Here is a 26,347-nt window from a genome sequence, read left to right as displayed (position 1 = left end):
CCACTTCAATATTTCGAGGAATCAAAGAAGGGTAAGTGGAGAATAAACTGCTGGTCTTAATGGACGCGGATGTTGCTGCGTCTGTGGCAACGTCTGTGTGACCCGCATTGTGTGGGCCTTAACTAACCATCAGTGATGGAAGAGGAAAACCCTCACTGATACAAGATTTGCTTTATCAACATAAAAAATGATTACATAGATCGTGTTAGTTTTTTAGAGAGGGGACACCTAATGGAAGTAATGTTAAGGCAATTATATCAAGATAAAGCAAGTGAACCTGATACGTTAGGGATCTTAATGGTAGAGAAAGAAGGAGGGTTATATCCGAATACTGATGACCATGATGTAATCTTTTTAATTATAAAACAAAAGGGGAGTAGTTCTTGGTTGGTTCGCCATTATGAGTATTCAGATAAGGTAGTTTCAATGAATATCATCGACGAAGAACAACTCTTTCAATGGATGATTACAGGAACGAATCGTCGGTTTATTGATTGGGTATTTAATGGGAAAGTTCTTTTTGATCGGAATGAATATGTTTATAATATGAAGAAAAGGATCAGTGATTTTCCTTTTGAAGAAAGACAACAGAAGCTAGGGATAGAGTTCTCTAAATTGCTACGACGCTCTGAAAAGGCGAAGGCCTTGTATCAATCAGAAAATTATTTAGACGCTTTTAATCATATTTTGCATGCTCTTCATCATCAAGCGAGATTATCGGTAATAGAAAAGGGGTTTTATCCAGAAGTTACGGTTTGGGATCAAGTCAAACATATAGAACCAGAAACATATAAGCTTTATCACGAACTTCTGCAAGGTGAAGAACCTATTGAAAAAAGAGTGGAGTTATTATTAATTGCAAATGAGTTTGCGATTACATCGAAAGCTCAGTTAGGTAGTATGCATATCCTTAAAATAATGAATAGTACTACTGAACCTTGGGCGATTGCTGGATTAATGGAACACCGAGAGTTGAAAGAGTACTCGGTTGATTTAGAGTTATTGGTTAGATATCTTGTTCGAAAAGGTGCAATAGAGATAATTAGGAAAGAAACGAAAGCCAAAGGAATATTTCATCTGTTTTATCGGTGTACTTATAGTTAAAAACTTTCTTTTAAAGTGTTGACCTATAAAAATGGATATGGTATATTATTAATCGTCGCTGTTGCGGCGATGTTTTTATTTCTAAATTCTAAATAAAGAGAGTTAAAAAAGAGTGTTGACAAAACATTTTCTCGGTGTTATGATTTAAAAGTCGCCATTACGACGACATGAAAAAAGTTCTTTGAAAACTGAACAAAAAGCCAAGCGGAATAAAGAGATACATGATATCTCGTCAATGTTTTAAAAACGTCACAGTGATGATGACCTTCGATTAAGAACGCGAACGTCCTGTTCGCAACATCGAAGCCAGCACATCCTGTGCAAGTGAGCTTATATCAAGCTATTTTCAATTTATTGGAGAGTTTGATCCTGGCTCAGGACGAACGCTGGCGGCGTGCCTAATACATGCAAGTCGAGCGGACCTTTCAAGAGCTTGCTCTTGAAAGGTTAGCGGCGGACGGGTGAGTAACACGTGGGCAACCTGCCCTGTAGACTGGGATAACTTCGGGAAACCGGAGCTAATACCGGATAATCAATCGCACCACATGGTGTCATTGTAAAAGTTGGGTTTACCTAACACTACGGGATGGGCCCGCGGCGCATTAGCTAGTTGGTGGGGTAATGGCTCACCAAGGCGACGATGCGTAGCCGACCTGAGAGGGTGATCGGCCACACTGGGACTGAGACACGGCCCAGACTCCTACGGGAGGCAGCAGTAGGGAATCTTCCGCAATGGACGAAAGTCTGACGGAGCAACGCCGCGTGAGTGATGAAGGCCTTCGGGTCGTAAAGCTCTGTTGTTAGGGAAGAACAAGTACCGTTCGAATAGGGCGGTACCTTGACGGTACCTAACCAGAAAGCCACGGCTAACTACGTGCCAGCAGCCGCGGTAATACGTAGGTGGCAAGCGTTGTCCGGAATTATTGGGCGTAAAGCGCGCGCAGGCGGTCTTTTAAGTCTGATGTGAAAGCCCACGGCTCAACCGTGGAGGGTCATTGGAAACTGGAAGACTTGAGTACAGAAGAGGAGAGTGGAATTCCACGTGTAGCGGTGAAATGCGTAGAGATGTGGAGGAACACCAGTGGCGAAGGCGACTCTCTGGTCTGTAACTGACGCTGAGGCGCGAAAGCGTGGGGAGCAAACAGGATTAGATACCCTGGTAGTCCACGCCGTAAACGATGAGTGCTAGGTGTTAGGGGTTTCGATGCCCTTAGTGCCGAAGTTAACACATTAAGCACTCCGCCTGGGGAGTACGGCCGCAAGGCTGAAACTCAAAGGAATTGACGGGGGCCCGCACAAGCGGTGGAGCATGTGGTTTAATTCGAAGCAACGCGAAGAACCTTACCAGGTCTTGACATCCCTTGACACCTCTAGAGATAGAGCGTTCCCCTTCGGGGGACAAGGTGACAGGTGGTGCATGGTTGTCGTCAGCTCGTGTCGTGAGATGTTGGGTTAAGTCCCGCAACGAGCGCAACCCTTGATCTTAGTTGCCAGCATTTAGTTGGGCACTCTAAGGTGACTGCCGGTGACAAACCGGAGGAAGGTGGGGATGACGTCAAATCATCATGCCCCTTATGACCTGGGCTACACACGTGCTACAATGGATGGTACAAAGGGCAGCGAAACCGCGAGGTCGAGCCAATCCCATAAAACCATTCTCAGTTCGGATTGTAGGCTGCAACTCGCCTACATGAAGCCGGAATCGCTAGTAATCGCGGATCAGCATGCCGCGGTGAATACGTTCCCGGGCCTTGTACACACCGCCCGTCACACCACGAGAGTTTGTAACACCCGAAGTCGGTGGGGTAACCTTTTGGAGCCAGCCGCCTAAGGTGGGACAGATGATTGGGGTGAAGTCGTAACAAGGTAGCCGTATCGGAAGGTGCGGCTGGATCACCTCCTTTCTATGGAGTATTTACTCTAGTCGATGCATACTTCGGTATGTACGCTTTGGTCTTTTTTGTTCAGTTTTGAGAGAACTCAAAACTCTCTGATTTACTTTTTGCATCTGTGTCTACGAGCAACGCTTCGAAGTAAGCTTCCTCGATGCAAGGCTGCAAGAAGTATAACTTAGATGACTGTTCAAGTTGTAATTGAAGTCAGTTGCCTTGTTCAGTTTTGAAAGAATTTAATCTTTTAATTCGATTTAGTTCTTTCAATTTAAAAGACAAATTAGAAGCAAGAAGTTCAAGGAAATGAAGTCCTGAGGAAACGGATCGTATCTATAATACGTGAGTACCGCAAGGGCAAAATTGACGAAGAAATTCACCGCTTATTATTTGTCTAATGCGTTCTTTGAAAACTGGATAATAACTAGAAATGACATCAAGATTTCACTGGGTTGCACTTCGGTGTAACCAAGAGTAACTTGAGTCGTCAAGAATTCAACAACCTTTATAGTTATTTAAGTTTTTTGATAAACTTTAGAAGTTTTAAAAGAAGCAAGAAGTTCGAGGAAGTGAAGTCCTGAGGAACGGATCGTATCTAACATACGTGAGTACCGGAAGGACAAAACTGACGAAGAAATTCGCAGCTTATTTTAAAACGTAGGTTAAGCTAGAAAGGGCGCACGGTGAATGCCTTGGCACTAGGAGCTGAAGAAGGACGGGACGAACACCGAAATGCCTCGGGGAGCTGTAAGTAAGCTTTGATCCGGGGGTATCCGAATGGGGGAACCCACCATCCGTAATGGGATGGTACCCATACCTGAATACATAGGGTGTGAGGAGGCAGACCTGGGGAACTGAAACATCTAAGTACCCAGAGGAAGAGAAAGCAAATGCGATTTCCTGAGTAGCGGCGAGCGAAACGGAATTAGCCCAAACCAAGAGGCTTGCCTCTTGGGGTTGTAGGACGTCTCACATGGAGTAAGAAAAGACGATCATAGGCGAAGCGGTCTGGAAAGACCCGTCAGAGAAGGTAACAACCCTGTAGCCAAAATGATCGTCTCTCCGAGACGGATCCTGAGTACGGTGGGACACGTGAAACCCCGTCGGAAGCTGGGAGGACCATCTCCCAAGGCTAAATACTCCCTAGTGACCGATAGTGAACCAGTACCGTGAGGGAAAGGTGAAAAGCACCCCGGAAGGGGAGTGAAAGAGATCCTGAAACCGTGTGCCTACAAGTAGTCAGAGCCCATTTACGGGTGATGGCGTGCCTTTTGTAGAATGAACCGGCGAGTTACGATCCCGTGCAAGGTTAAGCTGATAAGGCGGAGCCGCAGCGAAAGCGAGTCTGAATAGGGCGAATAAGTACGTGGTCGTAGACCCGAAACCGTGTGATCTACCCATGTCCAGGGTGAAGTTCAGGTAACACTGAATGGAGGCCCGAACCCACGCATGTTGAAAAATGCGGGGATGAGGTGTGGGTAGGGGTGAAATGCCAATCGAACTCGGCAATAGCTGGTTCTCCCCGAAATAGCTTTAGGGCTAGCCTCGAGGGAAGAGTATTGGAGGTAGAGCACTGATTGGGCTAGGGGTCCCCACAGGATTACCGAACTCAGTCAAACTCCGAAGGCCAAATACTTATCCTCGGGAGTCAGACTGCGAGTGCTAAGATCCGTAGTCAAGAGGGAAACAGCCCAGACCGTCAGCTAAGGTCCCCAAGTATACGTTAAGTGGTAAAGGATGTGGAGTTGCCCAGACAACCAGGATGTTGGCTTAGAAGCAGCCACCATTTAAAGAGTGCGTAATAGCTCACTGGTCGAGTGACTCTGCGCCGAAAATGTACCGGGGCTAAACGTATCACCGAAGCTACGGCTTGTCCTTACGGACAGGGGTAGGGGAGCGTTCTAAGTGCAGCGAAGTCAGACCGGAAGGACTGGTGGAGCGCTTAGAAGGGAGAATGCCGGTATGAGTAGCGAAAAGAGGGGTGAGAATCCCCTCCGTCGAAAGCCTAAGGTTTCCTGAGGAAGGCTCGTCCGCTCAGGGTAAGTCGGGACCTAAGCCGAGGCCGAAAGGCGTAGGCGATGGACAACAGGTTGAAATTCCTGTACCACCTCCTCACCGTTTGAGCAATGGGGGGACGCAGTAAGGTAGGGTAAGCGCGCTGATGGATGCGCGTCTAAGCAGTTAGGCTGGTAAGTAGGCAAATCCGCTTACCATAAAGGCTGAGCTGTGATAGCGAGGGAAATTAAGTACCGAAGTTCCTGATCCTAGACTGCCAAGAGAAGCCTCTAGCGAGGTGAGAGGTGCCCGTACCGCAACCCGACACAGGTAGGCGGGAAGAGAATTCTAAGACGCTCGGGAGAACTCTCGTTAAGGAACTCGGCAAAATGACCCCGTAACTTCGGGAGAAGGGGTGCTCTGTAAGGGTGTAGGCCCGAGAGAGCCGCAGTGAATAGGTCCAAGCGACTGTTTAGCAAAAACACAGGTCTCTGCGAAGCCGCAAGGCGAAGTATAGGGGCTGACACCTGCCCGGTGCTGGAAGGTTAAGGGGAGTGGTTAGGCGCAAGCCGAAGCTGTGAACCGAAGCCCCAGTAAACGGCGGCCGTAACTATAACGGTCCTAAGGTAGCGAAATTCCTTGTCGGGTAAGTTCCGACCCGCACGAATGGTGTAACGACTTGGACACTGTCTCAACGAGAGACCCGGTGAAATTATATTACCTGTGAAGATGCAGGTTACCCGCGACAGGACGGAAAGACCCCATGGAGCTTTACTGTAGCTTGATATTGGATTTTGGTACAGCTTGTACAGGATAGGTAGGAGCCTTGGAAGCGTGAGCGCCAGCTTACGTGGAGGCGTCGGTGGGATACTACCCTGGCTGTATTGAAGTTCTAACCTCGAACCGTGATCCGGTTCAGGGACAGTGTCAGGTGGGCAGTTTGACTGGGGCGGTCGCCTCCTAAACAGTAACGGAGGCGCCCAAAGGTTCCCTCAGAATGGTTGGAAATCATTCGTAGAGTGCAAAGGCATAAGGGAGCTTGACTGCGAGACCTACAAGTCGAGCAGGGACGAAAGTCGGGCTTAGTGATCCGGTGGTTCCGCATGGAAGGGCCATCGCTCAACGGATAAAAGCTACCCTGGGGATAACAGGCTTATCTCCCCCAAGAGTCCACATCGACGGGGAGGTTTGGCACCTCGATGTCGGCTCATCGCATCCTGGGGCTGAAGTAGGTCCCAAGGGTTGGGCTGTTCGCCCATTAAAGCGGTACGCGAGCTGGGTTCAGAACGTCGTGAGACAGTTCGGTCCCTATCCGTCGTGGGCGTAGGAAATTTGAGAGGAGCTGTCCTTAGTACGAGAGGACCGGGATGGACACACCGCTGGTGTACCAGTTGTTCCGCCAGGAGCATAGCTGGGTAGCTACGTGTGGACGGGATAAGCGCTGAAAGCATCTAAGCGTGAAGCCCCCCTCAAGATGAGATTTCCCATTACGTTAAGTAAGTAAGACCCCTTAGAGATGATGAGGTTGATAGGTCTCGGGTGGCAGCGTGGTGACACGTGGAGCTGAGAGATACTAATCGGTCGAGGGCTTATCCAAAACATAAAGTGTTGAAATTCTTCTAGTACATTATCCAGTTTTGAGAGAATGACTCTCAATCATAAGCGTCGAAGAAATGCGAAGCTTATCACAATTTTAAAAGGATATTCAGAAGCAAGAAGTTCGAGGAAGTGAAATTCTGAGGAGTGGAGCGTATCGAGACATACGTGAATGCCGCAAGAATTGAAACTGACGAAGAAATTCGTAGCTTATCAAAATCCGTCTAGTCTAGTGGCGATAGCGAAGAGGTCACACCCGTTCCCATGCCGAACACGGAAGTTAAGCTCTTCAGCGCCGATGGTAGTTGGGGGCTTCCCCCTGTGAGAGTAGGACGTCGCTAGGCTTATATTTCATTCCACAGTAGCTCAGTTGGTAGAGCAATCGGCTGTTAACCGATCGGTCGCAGGTTCGAGTCCTGCCTGTGGAGCCATATTGGAGAGCTGTCCGAGCTGGCCGAAGGAGCACGATTGGAAATCGTGTAGGCGGTGACAAACTGTCTCGAGGGTTCGAATCCCTCGCTCTCCGCCAGAGGATTTTATATAAATGGCCCGTTGGTCAAGCGGTTAAGACACCGCCCTTTCACGGCGGTAACACGGGTTCGAATCCCGTACGGGTCACCAACATATTTTTATTCCTGATTTAGTGGAGGATTAGCTCAGCTGGGAGAGCACCTGCCTTACAAGCAGGGGGTCGGCGGTTCGAGCCCGTCATCCTCCACCATATTTATCCTTTATATATAACGACGCGGGGTGGAGCAACGAGCAAAGTATCGATGATATTACATCGAGTTGTCTCGACGCATACACTTCGAAGAAAAAGCAAGTAGAGGAAGAGACAGTCAAGACGCTTCGGTGGAATAACACCATCCGTAAGCATTCATATTATCGCGGGGTGGAGCAGTCTGGTAGCTCGTCGGGCTCATAACCCGAAGGTCATAGGTTCAAATCCTATCCCCGCAACCAAAAATTAGTGTGGTCCCGTGGTGTAGCGGTTAACATGCCTGCCTGTCACGCAGGAGATCGCGGGTTCGATTCCCGTCGGGACCGCCATTTACTTAAGGCTCGGTAGCTCAGTCGGTAGAGCAATGGACTGAAAATCCATGTGTCGGCGGTTCGATTCCGTCCCGAGCCACCATTTGTAATTAATTAAGGCTGTTATTTACCACTTAGGTTTGCCGGTGTAGCTCAATTGGTAGAGCAACTGACTTGTAATCAGTAGGTTGGGGGTTCAAGTCCTCTCGCCGGCACCAGCAGTGTTTAAGATTGATAAAAATTACTTTTAGATCACTATAGACATATGATATAATAATTAACGTTAAGGTGTTGGAGGGGTAGCGAAGTGGCTAAACGCGGCGGACTGTAAATCCGCTCCCTGAGGGTTCGGCGGTTCGAATCCGTCCCCCTCCACCATGAAGATAAATAGTAGGGGCATAGTTTAAAGGTAGAACTACGGTCTCCAAAACCGTCAGTGTGGGTTCAATTCCTACTGCCCCTGCCATATAAGTATTAAGTAAATCATTGGGCTATAGCCAAGCGGTAAGGCAACGGACTTTGACTCCGTCATGCGTAGGTTCGAATCCTGCTAGCCCAGCCATTATGCGGAAGTAGTTCAGTGGTAGAACATCACCTTGCCAAGGTGAGGGTCGCGGGTTCGAGTCCCGTCTTCCGCTCCAATACTTATAATAATGGCGGCATAGCCAAGTGGTAAGGCACGGGTCTGCAAAACCCTTATCCCCCGGTTCGAATCCGGGTGCCGCCTCCATTTTCATAGAAACAAAGTCCTAGCCGGGGTGGTGGAATTGGCAGACACACAGGACTTAAAATCCTGCGGTAGGTGACTATCGTGCCGGTTCAAGTCCGGCCCTCGGCACCATTTAAATTTTTATTTATAGACAAGTTATATCTGCTTTGCCGGTGTGGCGGAATTGGCAGACGCGCGGGACTCAAAATCCCGTTCCTTCACTGGAGTGTCGGTTCGACCCCGACCACCGGTACCATTACATAGTGTAATTTCAAGGATTTCTACAGATTGTAGAGGTCTTTTTTTGTGTTCACATTACACGATTATTCCTCGCAAAGTCGTATTCCTCAAGTCGTACGCTCCACAGTTAAAAAGGGGTGTAAAAATGACGAGACGAAGCAATTTTTTTTCTTCAGAACTATCTAAGGTACATAAAAAATCCAAGTCGTTTGCTTTAAACTTCAACACTTCATTAAATTTATTCACAGATGATTGTAAGTTAAGAAATTTAAGACCCCACACTATTAGTTATTACCTCAATGAATTAAGTGTTTATGAGCGTTATCTCAAAGAACAAAATCTTGAGCCAGCTCCAAGTAAAGTTACTAGAGACCATATCAATAAGAACATTATTTTGTACATGAAGGAGCAAGGCTTAAAAACTGTAACAATAAATACACGTTTAAGAGCTATTCGTTCTTACTTCAATTTTCTCTACAAACAAAAGTATATTCGTAACAATCCAATGGATGATGTGAAGCTTCTAAAGGATAGAAAAGCGATAGTACAAAAATTTTCACAGAACAATTAGATCATCTTTTAAAACAGCCAGACTTAAGAACATTGACAGGTCTAATGGATTATGTACTTATGTTGTTACTCTTAGAGCCTAGTATAAGAGTAAATGAGCTTGTAGGAATTGATCTAGCTGATGTGAGACTCAAGGAGGGTTCAATTTATTTAAAGAACGCTAAAACATATAGAGAAAGAGTAGTACCCATTCAAAAATGTGGTTTGAACTTCATACAAGAGTTCGCAAACAAAAATGTCCTAAGTGTAATGTGAAAACGCAACGGATCCATGGTTATCGGTGGGAGGGTATACAAGGGGGGTTCGAATAGCTAATAAAAAGGTGGAGCTACAATTAAAAAAACATCGTTACCGCTGTTTAGTATGTTCTCATACCTTCTTTGAGAAACTTTCCTTTATTGATCGATACCAGCGTCATACGGTGATGTTAGCCCAAGAAGCTTTATCTCTAAGTTCAGAAATGTGCTTAACTCATGCAGGGAAGCTAGTTGGAGTTAGCGCGAATCGTTTTTTACGCATGTTTGATGAAGAAACGTACCTGTAAGCAAAGTTCTACCTCGCGCTATAGCGATTGATGAAATATAAAGAGGATGCGTAAAGGAAGCGGTTCGACGACAACTAGGAGACCCACTGATTATCGCAACGTATAAAGGTTTTAACCACTTTTTGAAATGCTTGATTCCCTGAATTTCCAACGGCCTCAAACCATGTTTCTAGACCTTCTTTTGCTTTTTAATGGTTTCTCGTTTTAAACCAAAGATCCAAATCATTCTTTAACTCATATGCTTCACGAAAGCGCAGGTGATGACTGAGGATATCCTCCACTCTTTCTTGTCCTGTTTCATCGATCTTGAAAGGAGACTTCCATAAACCTCTTTATTTCGTTTGAGTTGAATGCGCTGTTCCTTATATAAATTGTGCTGAACTTCTCTTCGAACTTGGTCAAAGGCCCAGTATGCTTAGCGCATAAAGTGAAACCGATCGCAGAGATACTACAATTCTTTATGTACCCTTACAATAACGGCTATATTGAAGGAGTCAATAATACAACAAAAGTCATTAAACGTATGTCTTACGGGATCAAGAGCTTCGAAAGACTACGAACGAAAAGTTCTGTGGCGACAAGGGGTTAGAACCCAAGTGGGTTAACCCGCTTGGGTTCTAAGAGAAAGAATTGAAAATTCTACACCATAACGTTTGACAGAGAACCATATTTTTTGAGATACATATTAACGGGTTCCGTTACCTATCGCAAACATTAAAAATGTAATTCAAAATGACCACCAAATTGTATGAGGAAAACCCAATAAAAATTTATTAAGTTTTCTAAAAATACGTAGTTTTATAATTCAAAATTTATTGACAATTCAAAATTTGGTGGTTATTATAAGGGTACCCCATTTCATATTGCGTTCCTGTGTTGCGCAATGCGGAACGGAAGGCCGCAAGAAAGGAAACAATTTTGTATGTAGATACAATTTGTATTGGGGAATGTTAGTGGTTAGGAGGATAACGATAACATTTGTTTGTAGGGTTTACATAATAAAAGGAGATGTTCCAAAGTGCATGATAAATCAGTTGTTCAGTCTGTAGAAAAGGCCGCGGCTATTTTACGGTTGTTTTCAAAGAAAGATCCCAAACTGACTCTTAGTGAAATTTCAAAGAGGACATCGTTTAATAAAACGACGGCTTTGCGTTTGTGTAATACGTTGGAAAAAGTGGGGTTTATTGAAAAGGTCTATTCATCCTCAACACCGTATTACAGACTCGGAATTGAGTTGTTTAAAATTGGGAGTGTAATTTTACATTCTTTGGATATTACATCGAGAGCGAAGCCGCATTTAAAGAGAATAACAGAATTGACTGGAGATAACTCCTACTTGTTCATTGAAAAAAATAATCTGGCCCATTGTATTGATACCGTAAAAGGGGATTACCTGGTTAGGGACACAACGACCGAACTTGGTGATACGTATAATCTTAACCAAGGCGGTGGGCCCTTGGCGATGTTGGCTTTCCTTGATAATAAAAAGAAATTTGAAGTATTTAATGCATTGAATTTGAGTAATGAAGAAGTGAGAAAGCTTGATGATCGTTTAGACCAGATTAGGGCTAAGGGGTACTCGATAAGCAGGGGGGAGATTTATCGGTCTGCAGCGGCGATGGGAGCACCGATTCTTGACTTTCAAGGAAATGTCATTGGAGCTTTAAGCGTTGGGGGGATTGTTGATCGTTTTTCAGATGAAAGAATGCCGCATATCGTTGAAGTGTTAACATGCGCTGCCGAGGAACTATCGAGGGAATTTGGCTGGGAAGGGAAAGTGGTTCAGTAGAACTCCGCTTTCCATCATATCTCAGAAAAGAGGTTTTCGATTAGCGTGACTTCTACAATCGTAAAACGTGAAAAACTAGTTTCATTTTCATTATTTGTAAATGGACTCATTATGGTTATGAATACATCGATGTTCACCGTAGCGATTCCGACGATCGCCCAAGGGTATCAAATTTCACCATCAATGGCTGCGTGGATGGTAACAAGTTATTCCGTCTTCTTTGCGATAGGGACCTTATTGTATGGGAGAATGACTGTTTTTTTTTCTGTCCCAATTCTAATAAGTACTGGTCTTGGACTGTTAGGGGTAGGCTCAGTTTTAGGGATGGTTACAGATAGCTACCTCCTTCTTGTGTTAGCGAGAGTGATCCAAGCATTGGGGATGTCTGCAATATCAGGACTTGGGATTATTATCGTTTCCTGGTACTTTCCTAAGGAGTCAAGGAATAGGGCGTTAGCGACGATTGCCTCAGCTTCGGTATTAGGCTTTGGGTTAGGTCCGTTAGTTGGGGGACTATTGAGTGATTATTTAGGGTGGCGTTACCTTTTCACAATTAGTTTAATCGGGGTGTTAACACTCCCAGTATACCGTCGCTTTATTCCGAATACGAAGCCAGTGAACGGTAAATTTGACGGAGTCGGTTTTGTCTTGTTTTCTACAGCTGTGATTTCTTTGCTGTTGACTGTCTCGTCAGGAATCCTATGGTTTCTGCTAGGCTTGATTTGTTTTCCGTTATTTTTTATTCATATTCATTCGAAGGAGCAGCCATTTTTATCTCTTTCGCTGTTGAAAGATAACATTTATCAAAAAGCATTGTATCTAGCCTTTTCGATCTTCTTTATTCATTTTTCAATTTTATTTATTACACCGTTGTTATTAGTGAACGTCCATGAAAGGAACATGTCATTTATTGGTTGGATTCTTTTCTTTGGGGCACTAGCTTCTAGTTTTTTGATGAAATGGGTTGGAAGAGTTGTAGATGTGATTGGGGTACTGTTAATTATTGGACTTAGTACGGTATGCATGGCGACGGCAACATTTCTTAATTCAGGATTAGGTAGTCATAACGCATTTTTTTTACATTATTTTTCTTTATTTCTAGTACAGGCTTCTCATGTATCACCTTGGGCATGTCTACGTTCATGACACGTTATATGCCAGCTGAGAGGCTGACCGCTGGCTATGGGGCAATGCAATTAATTCAATTTTTTGGTGGAGCATTTGGTGTCGCCGTAGCTGGAAATATGCTAGATAGTAAGATTGCTAGTCAAAAGCCATGGAACCCATTATGGCTTGGGAGTGGGCAAGCCTATAGCAATGCTTATTTTATCTTATTTATTGTCGCTTTGCTTGCTTTTGTAGTCTATATTCGATTTTATGCAAAGGCGAAAAGAGTGTCCTATATACAGAGTAAAAGCAATTGTCAAATGAAAAGTGAATCACAATAAATCAAAAAAATATACTGGAGGGTTTTATTCAATGAGTGAAGTTAAAAGTATGAATCAAGATTACCAAACTACGATTACGCAAGAAACTCCGACACTTAAAGCAATCTGTCAGGTGCTAGAAGAAGCTGGAGTGGAATATTTATTTGGTTTACCTGGTGGGAACATGAGCAAAATGTATCCGTACTTGTATGGAAATGAAAATATAAAGCCGATTTTAGTCAGACATGAGCAAGTTGCAAGTATTATGTCAGAGGTGTATGGACGATTAACAGGCAAACCTGGTGTCTATACTTCACAAGGTGCATGGGCGATTGCTAATGGTACGATGGGAGCAATTGAGGCGCTGCAAGGCAGTAGTCCAATGATGATTCTGACAGATATGTCGGACAATGCTCCTTATTCCCAGCATGCCCCGTATCAAATTGGTACAGGTGAATATGGTGGCTATGATGTAAAAAAGGCGATGGAAGCTGTAACGAAGTACACGACAGCCGTTTACTCTCCAGAACAAGCAGTTCAAAGTACGCAAATTGCTCTAAAGCATTCGTTATCTGGTAACCCTGGACCAGTTTCCGTTGTGTTTCATAGTAATTCAATAAATGGAGTTGTTGATTCAACAAGCTCACCAAAAATATATCATACACAGCACTATTTTAAATTTAGTGAAAAAACAGAAGATTCAAATAAAATACAGAAAGCGGCTGATGAACTAGCCAAAGCTGCGAAACCATTCATTATTGCTGGAAGCGGTGTACATAGGTCAAAAGCTTACGGAGAACTTAAAGCGCTTGCAGAACAAATTGGTGCGCCAATCGGTACAACGGCTGGAGGAAAGACCTCAATTGAAGAAACACATCCGAATGCTGTCGGTGTGATGGGGAACTGGGGACAAGATGTGGCCAATAAATTTTTACAAGAAGCAGATGTTGTCTTAGTCGTTGGTTCTAGATTAACTCCAACAGATACAGTGTTTGAATCACTTGACTTAATTGATCCTGCAAGACAAACGCTGATTCAAATTGATATTGAGGAGAAAAATGCGAGCTGGACATACCCAGTTGATCAGACGTTAATTGGAGATGCCAAGGCGATTTTAACGCAAATCATAGATAATCTAAATAATAACGGTAAAAACGTGGATCCGAAAGAAGTGGAAAAGCGAATCGCTGAGATCACATATCAAAAGGACTTATTAGGCTTCATGGAAGTTGAGGAAGGCAAGTCGGACGTTCGACCGATTTTAACGCAAAGAGTCGTGAAGGAAATTGAAAAGGTGATTGATGAAAAAACAATCATTACGCTTGATTCAGGTGAAAATCGCGTGTTCATGACAAATCTATTAAAATCAAAAGCGCCAGGTAGTATCATTGCTCCGACTGCATCAGGGGCGATGGGATATTCGATGCCAGCGGCACTTGCAACAAAACTCGTTCATCCTGATCATGAAGTGTTAGCCGTCTGTGGTGATGGATCGTTCCCAATGACGATGAATGCTTTGCTAACTGCTGTTCAGTATGACCTTAAAATCGTTGTTCTTGTTATGAACAATTCAAGTTTAGGTTGGGTGAAGAATAACCAAGGAGATAAGGTGATTGCTTCAACGTATGATGATTGCGACTTTAGTGCAATGGCGAAATCATTCGGATGTGAAGGAATTCGAGTCACCGATCCAGATAAGATTGGCGAAGCATTGGAAACAGCTTTCCGTTCTGAAAAATGTACTGTAATCGATGTTATCACAACCGATACAGAAAGCTATAAAAAAGCCCAATCATCGCTAATGCAAAATAGATAATTGGTAGCCATGAGGATGCTGTCCCATTCAAATGGGCGCTAATCCCCCAAACTCATGATTTTGGGGGAAGGAAAAGGGAGAGCGTTCTAAATTGGTTCATCTAACCATCAATGGGAGAAAGAAAAAACCCACTGATGCAAGATTTCACTTATAGGAGGGTGTTTATGGTACAAGCAAAGGTTGAAGCGGAACAAAAGTTATTTATCAATGGGGAGTGGAGAAAAGCAAAAGAGTATACTCCCCTATACTCTCCTTATTCTAGGGAGGAAATTTCGAAGATCCCAATGGCATCGTTACAAGAAACAGAGGATGCCATTGAAGCTGCGGTACAGGCACAGGCTGCAATGCGAAAGTTAACAGCCTATGAGCGTAGTGAGATCCTATATAATCTTGTCAATCTATTAAAACAAAACTATGACAGAGCAGCTGAGATTATTGCACTAGAAGCTGCGAAGCCGATTGGAACTGCCAAAGCTGAGGTTGATAGGACAATTCAAACATACAAATTTGCGGCACAGGAAGCGGGCCAATTATTTGGCGAAACGATCCCGCTTGATGCTGCGCCTGGGGGACAAAACCGTCTAGGGTATACAAAACTAGAGCCGCTAGGTGTCATCGGGGCGATTACACCGTTTAATTTTCCTATGAATCTCGTCGCTCATAAAGTGGGGCCAGCGATTGCAACAGGGAACACGATCGTACTAAAACCAGCTTCGCAAACACCGTTATCGTCTTTTTTCTTAGCTGAATTGTTACACGAAGCAGGAATGCCAGCGGGTGCTTTAAACGTCATTACGGGCAGCGGGCGTGTTGTTGGTGATCATATTGTCACTCACGAGAAGGTGAAGATGATCACGTTTACAGGAAGTCCTGAAGTTGGCAAGCAAATTCGCGAGCGTGCTGGTTTGAAGCGAGTAACACTTGAACTTGGTTCGAACTCGGCTGTGATTGTAGATAAGGATACAGAGATCGATCGAGTGATTGGTCGTTGTGTGCAAGGAGCATTTAGTTTTCAAGGACAAGTTTGTATTTCGTTACAGCGGGTCTATGTTCACGAGAATATCTATGATGCGTTCGTAGAAAAGTTTATTCAAGAAACGAACAAGCTTACGATTGGCGATCCTCTAGATGAGAAAACAGACGTTTCCGCGCTGATTTCAAAAGGTGATGTAGATCGTGCTTTAGCCTGGATCAATGAGGCGAAAGAGCAAGGAGCGACAGTAGTTACAGGAGGAAAGGCAGAAGGGAATATTCTTTTACCGACTGTAATTGTAAACGCTTCATCACAATTGAAGGTTTCGTGCCAGGAAGTATTTGCTCCGATTGTCGTGATCAATCCAGTGTCTTCGGTGGAACAGGCCGTTGAAGAGGTCAATGATTCTCGATTCGGACTGCAAGCTGGGATCTATACAAGAGATATTCAAAAAGCCATGTGGGTGTCTGACCGCTTAGAAGTGGGAGGAGTCATGATTAATGATATCCCGACGTTTCGTGTAGATAACATGCCGTATGGTGGTGTGAAAGAAAGTGGTACAGGCCGTGAAGGCATTAAATATGCAGTGCGGGAAATGGCAGAGACAAAGCTTGTAGTGGTTAATAACAACTACTAAGAGCAATTCACCACATTTCTAGGGGGCTCGAACATGATACAGTGGCGTGAGCGTTATATTTATCTTTTCATGATGGTTTTTTGTTTAGTTTTATTGTTTATTATCCCTAGTCAACTGCAGGAAGGTGGGCCGCGAATTGCCCCCTATATGGCACTGGGAATTATCGCATTAACATCAGTGGTATGTTTTGTCAGGTGTTTGCGGGGAGAAGAGAAAATCGTTACTTTCCCGAAGAAGGTTCTATCGATACTTGGTCTGATCGTCCTTCTTTACGGTATTTACATTTTTGCGATAGATGTCATTGGCTATTTCGTATTAAGTGTGTTGTTTATTGCAGTGGTGTTGTGGATTTTAAAGGTAACAAAGGTCAAAATTCTATTCATTTCAACCCTTGTTCCATTATTTATTTACTTATTATTAGGAGGATTATTAAATCTTCGGTTTCCAAATGGTTTGCTCATGTAACGTTTACTAGGGAGGTGAAATAGTGGGTGCTGATATTCTAGCTGGACTGGAAATGATGTTCCAGCCCCATCATGTCTTATTAGTCTTTTTGGGAGTAGTGCTTGGTACGGTGATGGGGGCGATACCAGGACTATCTTCAACGATGGGAATTGCCTTATTGCTTCCTATCACATTTACGTTAAGCCCAGTTGCTGCGATCGCCATGTTGACCGCTATGTATAAAGGTGGGTTATTTGGTGGAAGTATTGCTTCGATTTTATTTAATGCACCAGGTACTTCTGCAGCAGCTGCCACAGGAATTGATGGTTATCAATTAACGAAACAAGGGAAGTCAGGGAAAGCGATACGGATGGCGCTGATTGGCTCGTCCGTCGGGGATTTAATCGGTTGTATTACCTTAATCTTACTTGCTGGTTTAATTGCCAAGGCAGCTTTGATGTTTGGGCCACCGGAATATGTCGCTATTATTTTATTTGCTTTTACTATGGTCTTAGGGGTTGCTGATAAAGCCTTGATGAAAGGGTTTCTAGCCCTAGGAATTGGGATCTTAATTTCTACAGTGGGATATGATCCAGTGACTGGAGTTCCCCGATTTGAATTTGGTTCGATGGAAATGTCATCTGGTTTTTCATTGATTGCTGTATTGATTGGACTTCTGGCCCTTCCAGAAGTGTTTAGGCAAATTGAAGATGTCATTCGCGAAAAAATCAAGGATCACAAAGGAAAGAAAGAGAAAGCAGAGCAAAAAGTGGATGTACAACTAGGAGATTCAAAACTGACTTGGAAAGAAGTGAAGGGAACAAGGAAGGTGTTGTTTACTTCTGCCGGTGTTGGAACATTTATCGGTGCCCTTCCTGGACTTGGGCCGACCATTGCCGCTTTTATGGGTTATCGTACAGGGAAAAAAATATCGAAGGATCCAAATTACGGAAAAGGCTCACTTCATGGAGTTGCTGCTCCTGAAGCCGCTAACAGTGCTGTAGCTAGTGCGAATTTAATTCCGCTGCTTGCACTCGGTATTCCAGGCGATGTTGAAGCTGCTTTAATTTTAGGGGCATTAACGATTCAAGGGATCACGCCTGGTCCGCAAATTTTTGTGAATAATGGTGCGATCGTCTATGGGATTTATGCAGGGATGATCATGGCGATTATCATGAACTTTGTGTTTAACTGGTACTTTGTACGAGGTGTTATCAAAGTAAAAAACATTTCAATTCAAATTATGGTGCCAATTATTATGGTGTTATGTATAGCTGGTACATTCGGTTACAACCAAAATATGTTCGATGTTAAGGTGATGTTTGCGTTTGGATTGCTTGGTTATATCTTAAATAAGTTTGGCATTCCAACAACAGCGCTTCTGATCGGCTTTATTTTAACTCCGATCTTTGAACGTTCTTTACGTCAAACGTTAGCACTTTCAGATAACGGACTTTTATTCTTTTTTGAAAGACCGATTGCTTTAGTTTTTATCGCGATTACGTTAGTTACAGTTGTTAGTTATTTTATTAAATCAAGAGCTGAAAATAATGGAAAATCTGTGTCTCAATAGTGTAATTGTATAAGTTTAAATCCATTTAAGGTGGTGATACACAGATATATAACTAAGGTTTCTAGTAATCAATTTCTATTAAAAATTAGGAGGGTTAATGGTATGCAAAAGATCATCAAGTTCTTAGCCGTAGCATTTTTAGTTTTATTCTTAGCAGCATGTGGTTCTGAGGAGACTCAATCGGGAAATGAAAATGGAAACAATGAAGCAAGTAACGGAGGAGCATCTGAAGAGGAAGCAACTGAGTCTGGATCTAGTTATCCAGAAGGACCGGTGACGTTCTATGTCCAATACTCAGCGGGTGGAGCAACGGATCTTGCCTATAGACAATTTTTCGCTGTAGCTGAAAAATATTTAGGGGAAACAGTTGTTGTAGAAAATGTCACTGGTGGCGGTGGTACGGTTGGATTATCAGAGCTAGCTAGACGGGAGGCAGATGGATATACACTAGGAAATACGTCTTTACAGCCGTTAACGATTACACCACATAATCAAACAGTGGCGTATACAGTAGATGACTTTACTTACATTGGTGGATGGGGTAAATATCTTTACGGTATTGCCGTAAAAGCTGATGCACCTTATGCCGATTATGCCGAATTTTTAGAAGCATCACGTGAAAATCCAGGTATGGCTTATAGTGATTCTGGTCCTGGTGGAATTACGACTCTAGGTATGATGATGTTAGACCAAGCAGAAGATAATGTACCATCATGGAAGAGTATTGGTTTTGATGGCGGTGGAGAAGCAATGTCTGCGTTACTTGGTGGCCATACTGCTTTTGGAATCAATAACCCAGGAGCTTATAAGGGTGCTATAGAAAATGGAGATTTGCGTTTATTACTTTCATTAAGTGACGCAAGATGGGAATTATCACCAGATACACCGACAGCGAGAGAAGTTGGATACGACTTTGACATTACTTCATGGTTAGCTATTGGCGGTCCAAAAGGGTTACCTGATGAAGTTATCGAAGTGTGGAGCGATGTAATTCAAAAGACAATTGCAGATCCAGAATTTATTGAAGTAGCAGAAAACATGGATTTACCACTTGATTGGATGGCTGGTGATGAATATGGAGAAGTAGTGAAAGAAATGTATGACGTTTACGGTGAGCTCATTGAGCAATTGAATCAGTAAAGAAAAAGAATTGTGAAAGGGGCAGGTATTTTATCGATTGATAAAATACCTGTTCATCCATTTAAGACTTTTACGAAGGTGGCGAGAGGATTGAAAGCAGTATTAGTAGATGAACAAACAAAAGAGTTGTATCTTGGAGATTTTGAAGATCCGCAATGTGGTGAAGACGAATTGTTAGTATCCGTTAAGGCAACTGCACTGAATCGTGCTGATTTACTTCAGAAAAAAGGTCTATATCCACCTCCAAAAGGTGAGTCCCCTATTCTAGGACTAGAAATGGCTGGTGTTGTTGAAAAGGTAGGTGCCAAAGTGAATGATTGGGAAATTGGTGACCGTGTGTTTGCGCTTTTACCAGGCGGCGGTTATGCCGAAAAAGCAAGGATTCCTGCGAGTATGGCCATGAGGATGCCGGACAATTTTTCATTCGAGCAGGCTGCGGCGATTCCAGAAGCCTATTTAACAGCCTACTTAAAGATGATCCAACTTGGAGAATTAAGTGAAGGTGAGATTGTTTTAATTCATGCTGGAGCGAGTGGAGTTGGAACGGCAGCAATTCAGTTAGCCAAAGAGAAGGGGGCAACTTCAATTGTTACCGCTGGAAGCGCAGAAAAGTTGGAAGCATGTATATCTCTTGGTGCTGACTATACGATCAATTATAAGGAAGAATCGTTTTCTGAGCGAGTGCTCGACATTACAGATGGCAAAGGTGTTCAAGTCATCTTAGACTTTATTGGGGCATCGTATTGGGATGATAATGTTAAGTCGATTGCAGTAGATGGCAGATGGATCATTATTGCTGCTTTAGGTGGTTATCAAAAGGAAATTAATATACGAGATATTTTAATGAAAAGAATTCAGATTAAAGGTTCGACACTCCGGTCTCGAACAATTGAGGAAAAAGTAAAACTCACTCAAGACTTTTATAATTTCTCATCTGATCGCTTCGAGGATGGCAGATTAGTGCCTGTGATTGACACTGTCTTTGATTGGGCGGAAGCGGAAGCTTCGCATAAGTGTCTAGAGGACAATAAAAATATCGGTAAAGTTATTTTGAAAATCGGATAACTAGAAAAGAAGGGATGTTGATTGTTTTAATGTCAATGAAGGGAATTGTCTTACGTAAAAATGATAATCAAGTAGTTGTCGAAACACTACCCATCCCTCAAGTGGGGGATGAGCAGGTATTGGTCAAAGTGATCTGCACTGGAATTTGCGGTACAGATATTAAACTACTAAAGGGCCAATACCATTTAAGGGAGAATATCGAGAAAGTGGTTGTCGGACATGAGTTTGTCGGAATGGTAGTCGAACTTGGAGCCTCCGTTGACAATATAAAAAAAGGTGACCGTATCACCGCTCAGCCAACGATACGTTCATGTGGGACATGTCAATATTGCCACACAGGTCAATTTAATTTGTGCAAGGATCGAACTCGAATTGGATTTGATGCAGATGGTAGTTTTGCAGAATATATTGTTCTACATAAGGATCAAATCTATCACCTTCCTGACCAGATTAGTGACGAAGCAGCAGCAATGATCGAGCCTTTAACGGTAGCAGTGAGAGCTGTGTATAAAGCAGAAATAAAACCAACGGATACAGTATTAATTACGGGTCCTGGAACAATTGGATTACTCACCCTGTTGGTTGCCAAACAACACGGATGCAGAACATTGGTCTGCGGAACAAAAATGGATGAAAAAAAATTGAAAATTGCTTCAGCTCTTGGAGCGGATAAAGTGTTCATGAATGATCAATGGAAAGAAGAAATCGGGGCTGAAAAGATTTCAATTGTTTTTGAATGTGCCGGACATGAAAGTGCCGTCAATATGGGGCTCGAACTGATTGTACCAAAAGGACAATACATTCAAGTGGGAACCAAATCATCGAAAATCGAAGTCGATTTTATGACCGTAGCTTATAAAGAATTAAGAATTACGGGCAGTATTGCCGCGATACGTGAAGATTGGATCCATGCGATTGAATTAATGGTTCAATGTGAGGACAAAGCACAGCTACTGATTGACAAGATCTATCCATTAGACAAATGGGAAACGGGTTTGGAATCGCTTCTCAATAATGGAGGACCGAAAATTCTTCTTCAACCTTAAGTGAGGAGATGGAGTCATGGAATTACATCTAAAAGGAAAAAACGTACTTATTACGGGAGGGTCAAAAGGAATTGGCAAAGCAATCGCTTCGACTTTTATCGAGGAGGGGGCCAATGTAACGATTATGGCCCGCTCAAATGAAGGGTTAGAGCAAGCCAAAAAAGAGCTTAAAGATGTGTATACGATTCAAGTCGATGCAATGGATCAATCGGAGAGAGCCAGAGCTTTTGCTGACTATGTGGAGAAATTCGGAACGATTGATATTTTAGTAAATAACGTCGGTGGAAGTAATGGGACAACCGTTTATGAAACACCGCTCGAACAATTTGAAGAAGCTATCAATTTAAATTATTATACCGCCGTTCATTTTAGCAAACTGGTTCTGCCAATTATGAAAGAACAACAGTCAGGATGCATTATTAATATCTCCTCGATTACAGGCAGGGAGTCAGGCGGAAAGCCAACCTATAATAATGCAAAAGCAGCAATGATTAGTTTTACAAAAGCATTAGCAGACGAGGTTATTAAAGAAGGAATTCGTGTGAATTCCGTTGCACCTGGTGCAATCTTGCATCCCACTGGCAATTGGCAGAAACGTTTAGACCAAAATCCTGACATAATTAAAGCATATATTCAACAAAAGATCCCAGCAGGCAGGTTTGGCACCGTTGAAGAAGTAGCGAATGTTGTTCTTTTTTTAGCCTCGGAAAAAGCCTCTTGGGTATCCGGTGCTACGATCAATGTCGACGGCGGCCAATCAAGAATGAATATGTAATACGACGAGAACTTACGCTTCATTGAAGAACTTATATTTAATAATAATAGGATGTGAAAGGAATGGAACTATCAGATCGAATTACGGTGATTACAGGTGGAGCCCGAGGAATTGGTGCTGAAATAGCTGCTGAGCTAGCAGCCGAGGGTGCAACACTAGTATTAACAGATATCATCGAGGATGAACTACAAAAAACGGTTGAAGATTTCAAGGGAAAAAATGTAAAAGTTGAAGGAGTTACGCTTGACGTAGGTAATGAGCAACAAGTGATCGACGCCTTCAAATATATCGGTGAAAAGTACGGCACAATTGAGATTCTTATCAATAATGCCGGAATTTCTCCAAAAGTAAATGGAAAGCGCCGCAGCACGCACGAAATCCCGCTAGATGAGTGGGAAAATGTCCTAAATGTCAATTTGACGGGTACATTTTTGTGCACGAGGGAAAGCCTGCCTTATATGCAACGCGGCGGGTGGGGCCGCATTGTCAACATTTCCTCACTAGCGGGACGAACAAGCGGCAGAATTGCCGGCTCTCATTATTCAGCCTCTAAAAGCGGAATGGGCGGTTTTACCCGGACGGTTGCCTCGGAATATGGCTCATACGGAATTACTGCAAATTGTATCGCCCCAGGCAGAATTGAATCCCCGATGACCAAGACGTCCACTGAAGAGATGAACCAAAAATTTATTAGCGAAATCCCTGTTGGCCGCTCTGGGACCCCAAAAGAGGTGGCATCCCTAGTATCCTACCTCTGTTCTGAAAAAGCTGGTTATATCACCGGAACAACAGTAGATATAAACGGAGGTATTTTTATGGTGTAGGGTAGGTAGAGGGGAATTGTGACAGGGCGGGGCGGTGGATTGCATTCGTACCTGGCGGAATTGCACCTGGGTCGGGAATAATTGCACCTTACATAGTAATTATTGCACCTACTCTGGTGATAATTGCCCCGCGCGAGCAGTTACGAAAAAATTTAATTATACGTACAAGAGAATTTCTTTTAATCAGTTAACAACGATGATAGTAGGAAAATACACTCAGAACCATTCTTTTCTCTTTTTATCTAAATTCAAATGTAAAGTGGTTGGTTTAGCTAATTGTAAAAAAGTGTGTCACTAAGTAAGCACCCTCTTGATGACTATAAAAAGCGAAAAGCAGACTCAAAAATCATCGATATTCCAACAGAAGGTTTACAAAAATTACTATGTTAAGTTATTAAATAATTACTTTCAGCATTAAGAAAACTACCACACTCGCAAAAGGAAGAGCGAATGTGGTAGTTTTCTTGTATTACCAATTAATTTATCGTACATCTGGAAACCAACCCGTGACTTCTAAAATTTACTTTCACAAAAGCATTGGAATAACAGCTTGAAGGTAATCGGTTGTTGTGAGTTGGTGTCTAATTAACTCACCTTCATTATGTTGAATTCAATCAAAGTATCAAGTAACTCAAATGTTTCTTTCATTGTTATCCCAGATGTTTCAGGTTCTTCTGGTTGTGTTGCGTATTGTTTGATAACACGCTTTACTTCTTCAATCAGTTTGATGGCAAATAAATAGCGGTTTTGGAACTCATCTGTTCGTAAGTTCGAATGTGGTGAAACAAACTGTTGTAATAAATATCCTGTTGCACCGTGCAATTCTTCTCCGTCAAATCCAGCTTCAATGGTACGGCGTGTTGCTTCACCAAAGTCATTTATAATTTCATATACTTCTTCCGTAGTTAGAGCTCTCGATGTTTGCTCGACACGATAAAACCCACGATCTCCAAGAGGACAACCGCACTGGCACTTACCGTTTCTCCATTTGGTGTAAGTCTTGGTACTGCTAAACACCCCCCGTGATAGAGTTTTTGGTATACTCCTTTGGTTTCTATTAAGGTCCGATTTTTACAGTTTCTTTGGTGTTTAAAGGCAGACCAAGGAGCTTTTTTTATTTAGCCCTTATTCAATATACTAGAAGATACTTCATGAATTAACATATCGTAACAAACTATATTTAATAAGCCTACTTATTTTGGTTAGCTGGAAAAACTTACTTGCATAGTAATTGGTAAATAATTGTCCTTCAATATCTTTAAACTCCTCATACATTAGGAGAAGTTTGCTGTGCAAAATCTCCCCGTTAAAGCTTGAGGAACCAGGCCCCTGACGTTAAGTTAAGTATTTTCTAGGGGGAACGTCTAATGAATAGTAATACACTCTGATAGATAATTGTCATTTACTAAAATGAAATTGACAATCGACTACCAAAATGATATATTCTGATTATTGAAAGTGCTTTCAGCTATTTCCCACCAGGCGAAGGGGAAATAAAAAATAAACGTAAGGAGTGGAGGTGTATATTAATAAGCAGTCTTTTTGGTGACTCAATGTATTAGAAACAAGTAGTAAAAATTAAATAATTACAAAAAGTCTCTTGACTACATGAGATAACTTGAGGAGGAAACAAATGGAAGGGCAATTTGCAATTATCGATTATATTATCTTATTCGGATATTTGTTATTTATTTTGTATGTTGGAATAGCGGTAGCGAAGAAGGAAATACAAGGGAAAGAATTTTTTAAGGGAGATGGATCCATCCCTTGGTGGGTAACATCCGTTAGTTTATTTGCAACGCTTTTAAGTCCTATTTCATTTTTATCAATTGCTGGAAATTCTTATATAGGCACTTGGCAGTTATGGGTGGCGCAGTTAGGGCTTTTTATCGCCGTACCGATTGCGATTATATTCTTCCTGCCGGTATATAGAAACTTAAATTTGGACACAGCGTATGAGTATTTAGAAAGACGATTTGATAAAAATTTAAGAATGCTAGGAAGTTTGTTATTTATCATTTATCAAATTGGACGAATGTCCATTATTATGTATTTGCCTGCGATTGCGTTAGCATATGTGACGGGATTAAGTCCGATCCTCATTATCCTCTTTATGGGTGTTATTGCGACCGTATATTCGGCATTCGGTGGAATTAAATCTGTTTTATGGACTGACTTTATCCAAGGTGTTGTGTTAATTGGTGGCGGTGTTTTTGCTTTAATTGTTCTTCTGTTCGCTATCGATGGAGGAATGTCAGAAGTATTTAAAGTGGGTATTGAAGATAACAAATTCTTTAGTGATGTGGTCGTTTTTGATCCAAATATTTTAAAAGATAGTTTATTCATTATCTTTTTAGGAGCAGGGCTTTCAACTGCATTTTCTTATATCTCAAGTCAGGATATGGTCCAACGTTATTTAACAACGAACGATTTAAAAGAAATGAATAAAATGACGATTTTTAATGGTGTGCTTTCTATTAGTACTGCAACTTTATTCTTTTTCATTGGGACTGCTCTTTACGTATTTTATACTCAGCAAGCAGGACCGTTACCAACTGGAAAGTCAGATTTAATTTTTGCGAACTTTATTGTAAACGAACTACCTGTTGGAATTTCTGGACTGTTAATTGCTGGTTTATTTGCAGCAGGTCAATCCACACTTTCAACAGGGTTAAACAGTGTTGCGACAAGCTGGACATTAGATATTCAAAAGGTTTTGAAACCAGATTTAAGTGATGAGAAAGGTACTCGCATCGCTAGAATTGTATCGGTTGTTGTTGGTATTTTTTCAATCGCGTTTGCCATTGTTCTTGCACATTCTGATGTGAGTTCGGCTTATGCTTGGTTTAATGGATTAATGGGATTAGTTCTAGGAATTATTGGTGGTACATTTACACTTGGGGTGTTAACGAAGAAAGCGAATACAAAGGGAGCGCTCATCGGTTTCTTTGCGACAGCGATTGTTGCCATTTATGTTTCTTATTTCACAGATACAACATTGTGGGCATATTCTCTCATTAACCTAGTAACTTCCATTGTGTTTGGATACGTTTTTAGTTTAATTTTTTCTGGTAAAAGTAAGGCCGAAGATCAGCCGCTCACTTATTATGATCACAAGTAATAACATTATAAAACAATGAATACAAACGCAGATCTGGG

The 26,347-nt window shown here is 42.5% G+C and carries 18 protein-coding genes, 15 tRNA genes, 3 rRNA genes and 1 pseudogene; 36 read left to right on the top strand and 1 reads right to left on the bottom strand.

The features are described 5' to 3' along the window. Nucleotides 1–231: 231 nt before the first annotated feature. The 35 genes and pseudogenes from BK574_RS14665 to BK574_RS14495 all read left to right on the top strand — a co-directional run bounded on the left by BK574_RS14665 (nt 232) and on the right by BK574_RS14495 (nt 23,188). The gene (locus BK574_RS14665; protein WP_078429117.1) at nt 232–1,104 is read left to right on the top strand and encodes a nucleotidyltransferase-like protein; all 873 of its coding nucleotides are present in this window, start codon (nt 232–234) and stop codon (nt 1,102–1,104) included. Nucleotides 1,105–1,455: 351 nt separating this feature from the next. Then, nucleotides 1,456–3,008 (top strand): 16S ribosomal RNA (locus tag BK574_RS14660). A 645-nt stretch (nt 3,009–3,653) separates the two neighbouring features. After that, nucleotides 3,654–6,585 (top strand): 23S ribosomal RNA (locus tag BK574_RS14655). A 227-nt stretch (nt 6,586–6,812) separates the two neighbouring features. After that, nucleotides 6,813–6,928 (top strand): 5S ribosomal RNA (rrf, locus tag BK574_RS14650). The 16S, 23S and 5S rRNA genes sit together here with 15 tRNA genes alongside, the layout of an rRNA operon. An 11-nt stretch (nt 6,929–6,939) precedes the next feature. Further along, a tRNA-Asn gene (locus BK574_RS14645) sits at nt 6,940–7,015 on the top strand. A 4-nt stretch (nt 7,016–7,019) separates the two neighbouring features. Then, nucleotides 7,020–7,113: transfer RNA gene (locus tag BK574_RS14640), tRNA-Ser, on the top strand. A 17-nt stretch (nt 7,114–7,130) separates the two neighbouring features. Further along, a tRNA-Glu gene (locus tag BK574_RS14635) sits at nt 7,131–7,205 on the top strand. A 24-nt stretch (nt 7,206–7,229) separates the two neighbouring features. Beyond that, nucleotides 7,230–7,305: transfer RNA gene (locus BK574_RS14630), tRNA-Val, on the top strand. A 165-nt stretch (nt 7,306–7,470) separates the two neighbouring features. Next, a tRNA-Met gene (locus BK574_RS14625) sits at nt 7,471–7,547 on the top strand. 11 nt (nt 7,548–7,558) lie between these two features. Then, a tRNA-Asp gene (locus BK574_RS14620) sits at nt 7,559–7,634 on the top strand. Nucleotides 7,635–7,643: 9 nt separating this feature from the next. Beyond that, a tRNA-Phe gene (locus BK574_RS14615) sits at nt 7,644–7,719 on the top strand. Between the two features lie 39 nt (nt 7,720–7,758). Continuing rightward, nucleotides 7,759–7,834 (top strand) — tRNA-Thr (locus tag BK574_RS14610). Nucleotides 7,835–7,909: 75 nt separating this feature from the next. Beyond that, nucleotides 7,910–7,994 (top strand) — tRNA-Tyr (locus BK574_RS14605). A gap of 14 nt (nt 7,995–8,008) precedes the next feature. Further along, a tRNA-Trp gene (locus BK574_RS14600) sits at nt 8,009–8,082 on the top strand. A 21-nt stretch (nt 8,083–8,103) separates the two neighbouring features. Next, nucleotides 8,104–8,178 (top strand) — tRNA-Gln (locus tag BK574_RS14595). 4 nt (nt 8,179–8,182) lie between these two features. Next, nucleotides 8,183–8,257 (top strand) — tRNA-Gly (locus BK574_RS14590). A gap of 14 nt (nt 8,258–8,271) precedes the next feature. Continuing rightward, nucleotides 8,272–8,346, top strand: a tRNA-Cys gene (locus BK574_RS14585). Between the two features lie 22 nt (nt 8,347–8,368). After that, nucleotides 8,369–8,457 (top strand) — tRNA-Leu (locus tag BK574_RS14580). Nucleotides 8,458–8,494: 37 nt separating this feature from the next. Continuing rightward, nucleotides 8,495–8,581, top strand: a tRNA-Leu gene (locus tag BK574_RS14575). A 129-nt stretch (nt 8,582–8,710) separates the two neighbouring features. Further along, on the top strand, nt 8,711–9,136 hold the full coding sequence (locus BK574_RS14570) for a tyrosine-type recombinase/integrase (RefSeq protein WP_078429116.1): 426 nt from the start codon (nt 8,711–8,713) through the stop codon (nt 9,134–9,136). A gap of 44 nt (nt 9,137–9,180) precedes the next feature. After that, nucleotides 9,181–9,390 carry a tyrosine-type recombinase/integrase gene (locus BK574_RS29230; RefSeq protein ID WP_420796942.1) on the top strand — a complete coding sequence of 70 codons (210 nt, stop codon included), beginning with the start codon at nt 9,181–9,183 and terminating at the stop codon, nt 9,388–9,390. A 67-nt stretch (nt 9,391–9,457) separates the two neighbouring features. Further along, a complete protein-coding gene (locus BK574_RS27575; RefSeq protein ID WP_078429114.1) occupies nt 9,458–9,679 on the top strand; it encodes a helix-turn-helix domain-containing protein in 222 nt (73 codons plus the stop codon). Nucleotides 9,680–10,121: 442 nt separating this feature from the next. Next, a pseudogene (locus tag BK574_RS14555) lies at nt 10,122–10,284 on the top strand (transposase); the annotation flags it as partial. 413 nt (nt 10,285–10,697) lie between these two features. After that, nucleotides 10,698–11,468, top strand: a complete 771-nt coding sequence (locus tag BK574_RS14550; RefSeq protein ID WP_078429113.1) for an IclR family transcriptional regulator — start codon at nt 10,698–10,700, stop codon at nt 11,466–11,468. Between the two features lie 45 nt (nt 11,469–11,513). Further along, nucleotides 11,514–12,614 carry an MFS transporter gene (locus BK574_RS14545; protein WP_078429112.1) on the top strand — a complete coding sequence of 367 codons (1,101 nt, stop codon included), beginning with the start codon at nt 11,514–11,516 and terminating at the stop codon, nt 12,612–12,614. Next, the gene (locus BK574_RS14540) at nt 12,599–12,916 is read left to right on the top strand and encodes an MFS transporter (RefSeq protein WP_218970580.1); all 318 of its coding nucleotides are present in this window, start codon (nt 12,599–12,601) and stop codon (nt 12,914–12,916) included. Before BK574_RS14545 ends, BK574_RS14540 begins: the two co-directional genes overlap by 16 nt. Before the next feature lie 31 nt (nt 12,917–12,947). Further along, nucleotides 12,948–14,711: a thiamine pyrophosphate-binding protein gene (locus tag BK574_RS14535; RefSeq protein ID WP_078429110.1), complete on the top strand. Its 1,764-nt coding sequence runs from the start codon at nt 12,948–12,950 to the stop codon at nt 14,709–14,711. A gap of 164 nt (nt 14,712–14,875) precedes the next feature. Continuing rightward, the gene (locus BK574_RS14530) at nt 14,876–16,321 is read left to right on the top strand and encodes an aldehyde dehydrogenase family protein (RefSeq protein WP_078429109.1); all 1,446 of its coding nucleotides are present in this window, start codon (nt 14,876–14,878) and stop codon (nt 16,319–16,321) included. Between the two features lie 33 nt (nt 16,322–16,354). Continuing rightward, nucleotides 16,355–16,786: a tripartite tricarboxylate transporter TctB family protein gene (locus BK574_RS14525; RefSeq protein ID WP_078429108.1), complete on the top strand. Its 432-nt coding sequence runs from the start codon at nt 16,355–16,357 to the stop codon at nt 16,784–16,786. A gap of 22 nt (nt 16,787–16,808) precedes the next feature. Beyond that, entirely contained in the window at nt 16,809–18,338 is a 1,530-nt protein-coding gene (locus BK574_RS14520; RefSeq protein ID WP_078429107.1) for a tripartite tricarboxylate transporter permease, read from the top strand. Between the two features lie 102 nt (nt 18,339–18,440). Further along, nucleotides 18,441–19,478: a tripartite tricarboxylate transporter substrate binding protein gene (locus tag BK574_RS14515; protein ID WP_078429106.1), complete on the top strand. Its 1,038-nt coding sequence runs from the start codon at nt 18,441–18,443 to the stop codon at nt 19,476–19,478. Between the two features lie 90 nt (nt 19,479–19,568). Next, the gene (locus BK574_RS14510; protein WP_078430877.1) at nt 19,569–20,543 is read left to right on the top strand and encodes an NAD(P)H-quinone oxidoreductase; all 975 of its coding nucleotides are present in this window, start codon (nt 19,569–19,571) and stop codon (nt 20,541–20,543) included. A 35-nt stretch (nt 20,544–20,578) separates the two neighbouring features. Next, entirely contained in the window at nt 20,579–21,589 is a 1,011-nt protein-coding gene (locus tag BK574_RS14505) for a zinc-dependent alcohol dehydrogenase (RefSeq protein WP_158211667.1), read from the top strand. 16 nt (nt 21,590–21,605) lie between these two features. Continuing rightward, complete coding sequence (locus tag BK574_RS14500; RefSeq protein WP_078429104.1) at nt 21,606–22,364, top strand: SDR family NAD(P)-dependent oxidoreductase; 759 nt, start codon at nt 21,606–21,608, stop codon at nt 22,362–22,364. Between the two features lie 62 nt (nt 22,365–22,426). Further along, nucleotides 22,427–23,188, top strand: a complete 762-nt coding sequence (locus tag BK574_RS14495; RefSeq protein WP_078429103.1) for an SDR family oxidoreductase — start codon at nt 22,427–22,429, stop codon at nt 23,186–23,188. A 585-nt stretch (nt 23,189–23,773) separates the two neighbouring features. On the opposite strand, the gene BK574_RS14490 is transcribed toward BK574_RS14495, so the two are convergent. Further along, nucleotides 23,774–24,205 carry an oxidoreductase gene (locus tag BK574_RS14490; RefSeq protein WP_158211666.1) on the bottom strand — a complete coding sequence of 144 codons (432 nt, stop codon included), beginning with the start codon at nt 24,203–24,205 and terminating at the stop codon, nt 23,774–23,776. Nucleotides 24,206–24,821: 616 nt separating this feature from the next. On the opposite strand from BK574_RS14490, the gene BK574_RS14485 reads away from it, so the two are divergent. After that, the gene (locus BK574_RS14485; protein ID WP_078429101.1) at nt 24,822–26,309 is read left to right on the top strand and encodes a sodium:solute symporter family protein; all 1,488 of its coding nucleotides are present in this window, start codon (nt 24,822–24,824) and stop codon (nt 26,307–26,309) included. The last annotated feature ends 38 nt before the right edge of the window (nt 26,310–26,347 follow it).

The organism is Alkalihalobacterium alkalinitrilicum (assembly GCF_002019605.1).
GTDB lineage: Bacteria > Bacillota > Bacilli > Bacillales > Bacillaceae_F > Alkalihalobacterium > Alkalihalobacterium alkalinitrilicum.
Note: the sequence above shows the minus strand (reverse complement) of the source record. Positions and strands in the feature narration are given on the sequence as shown.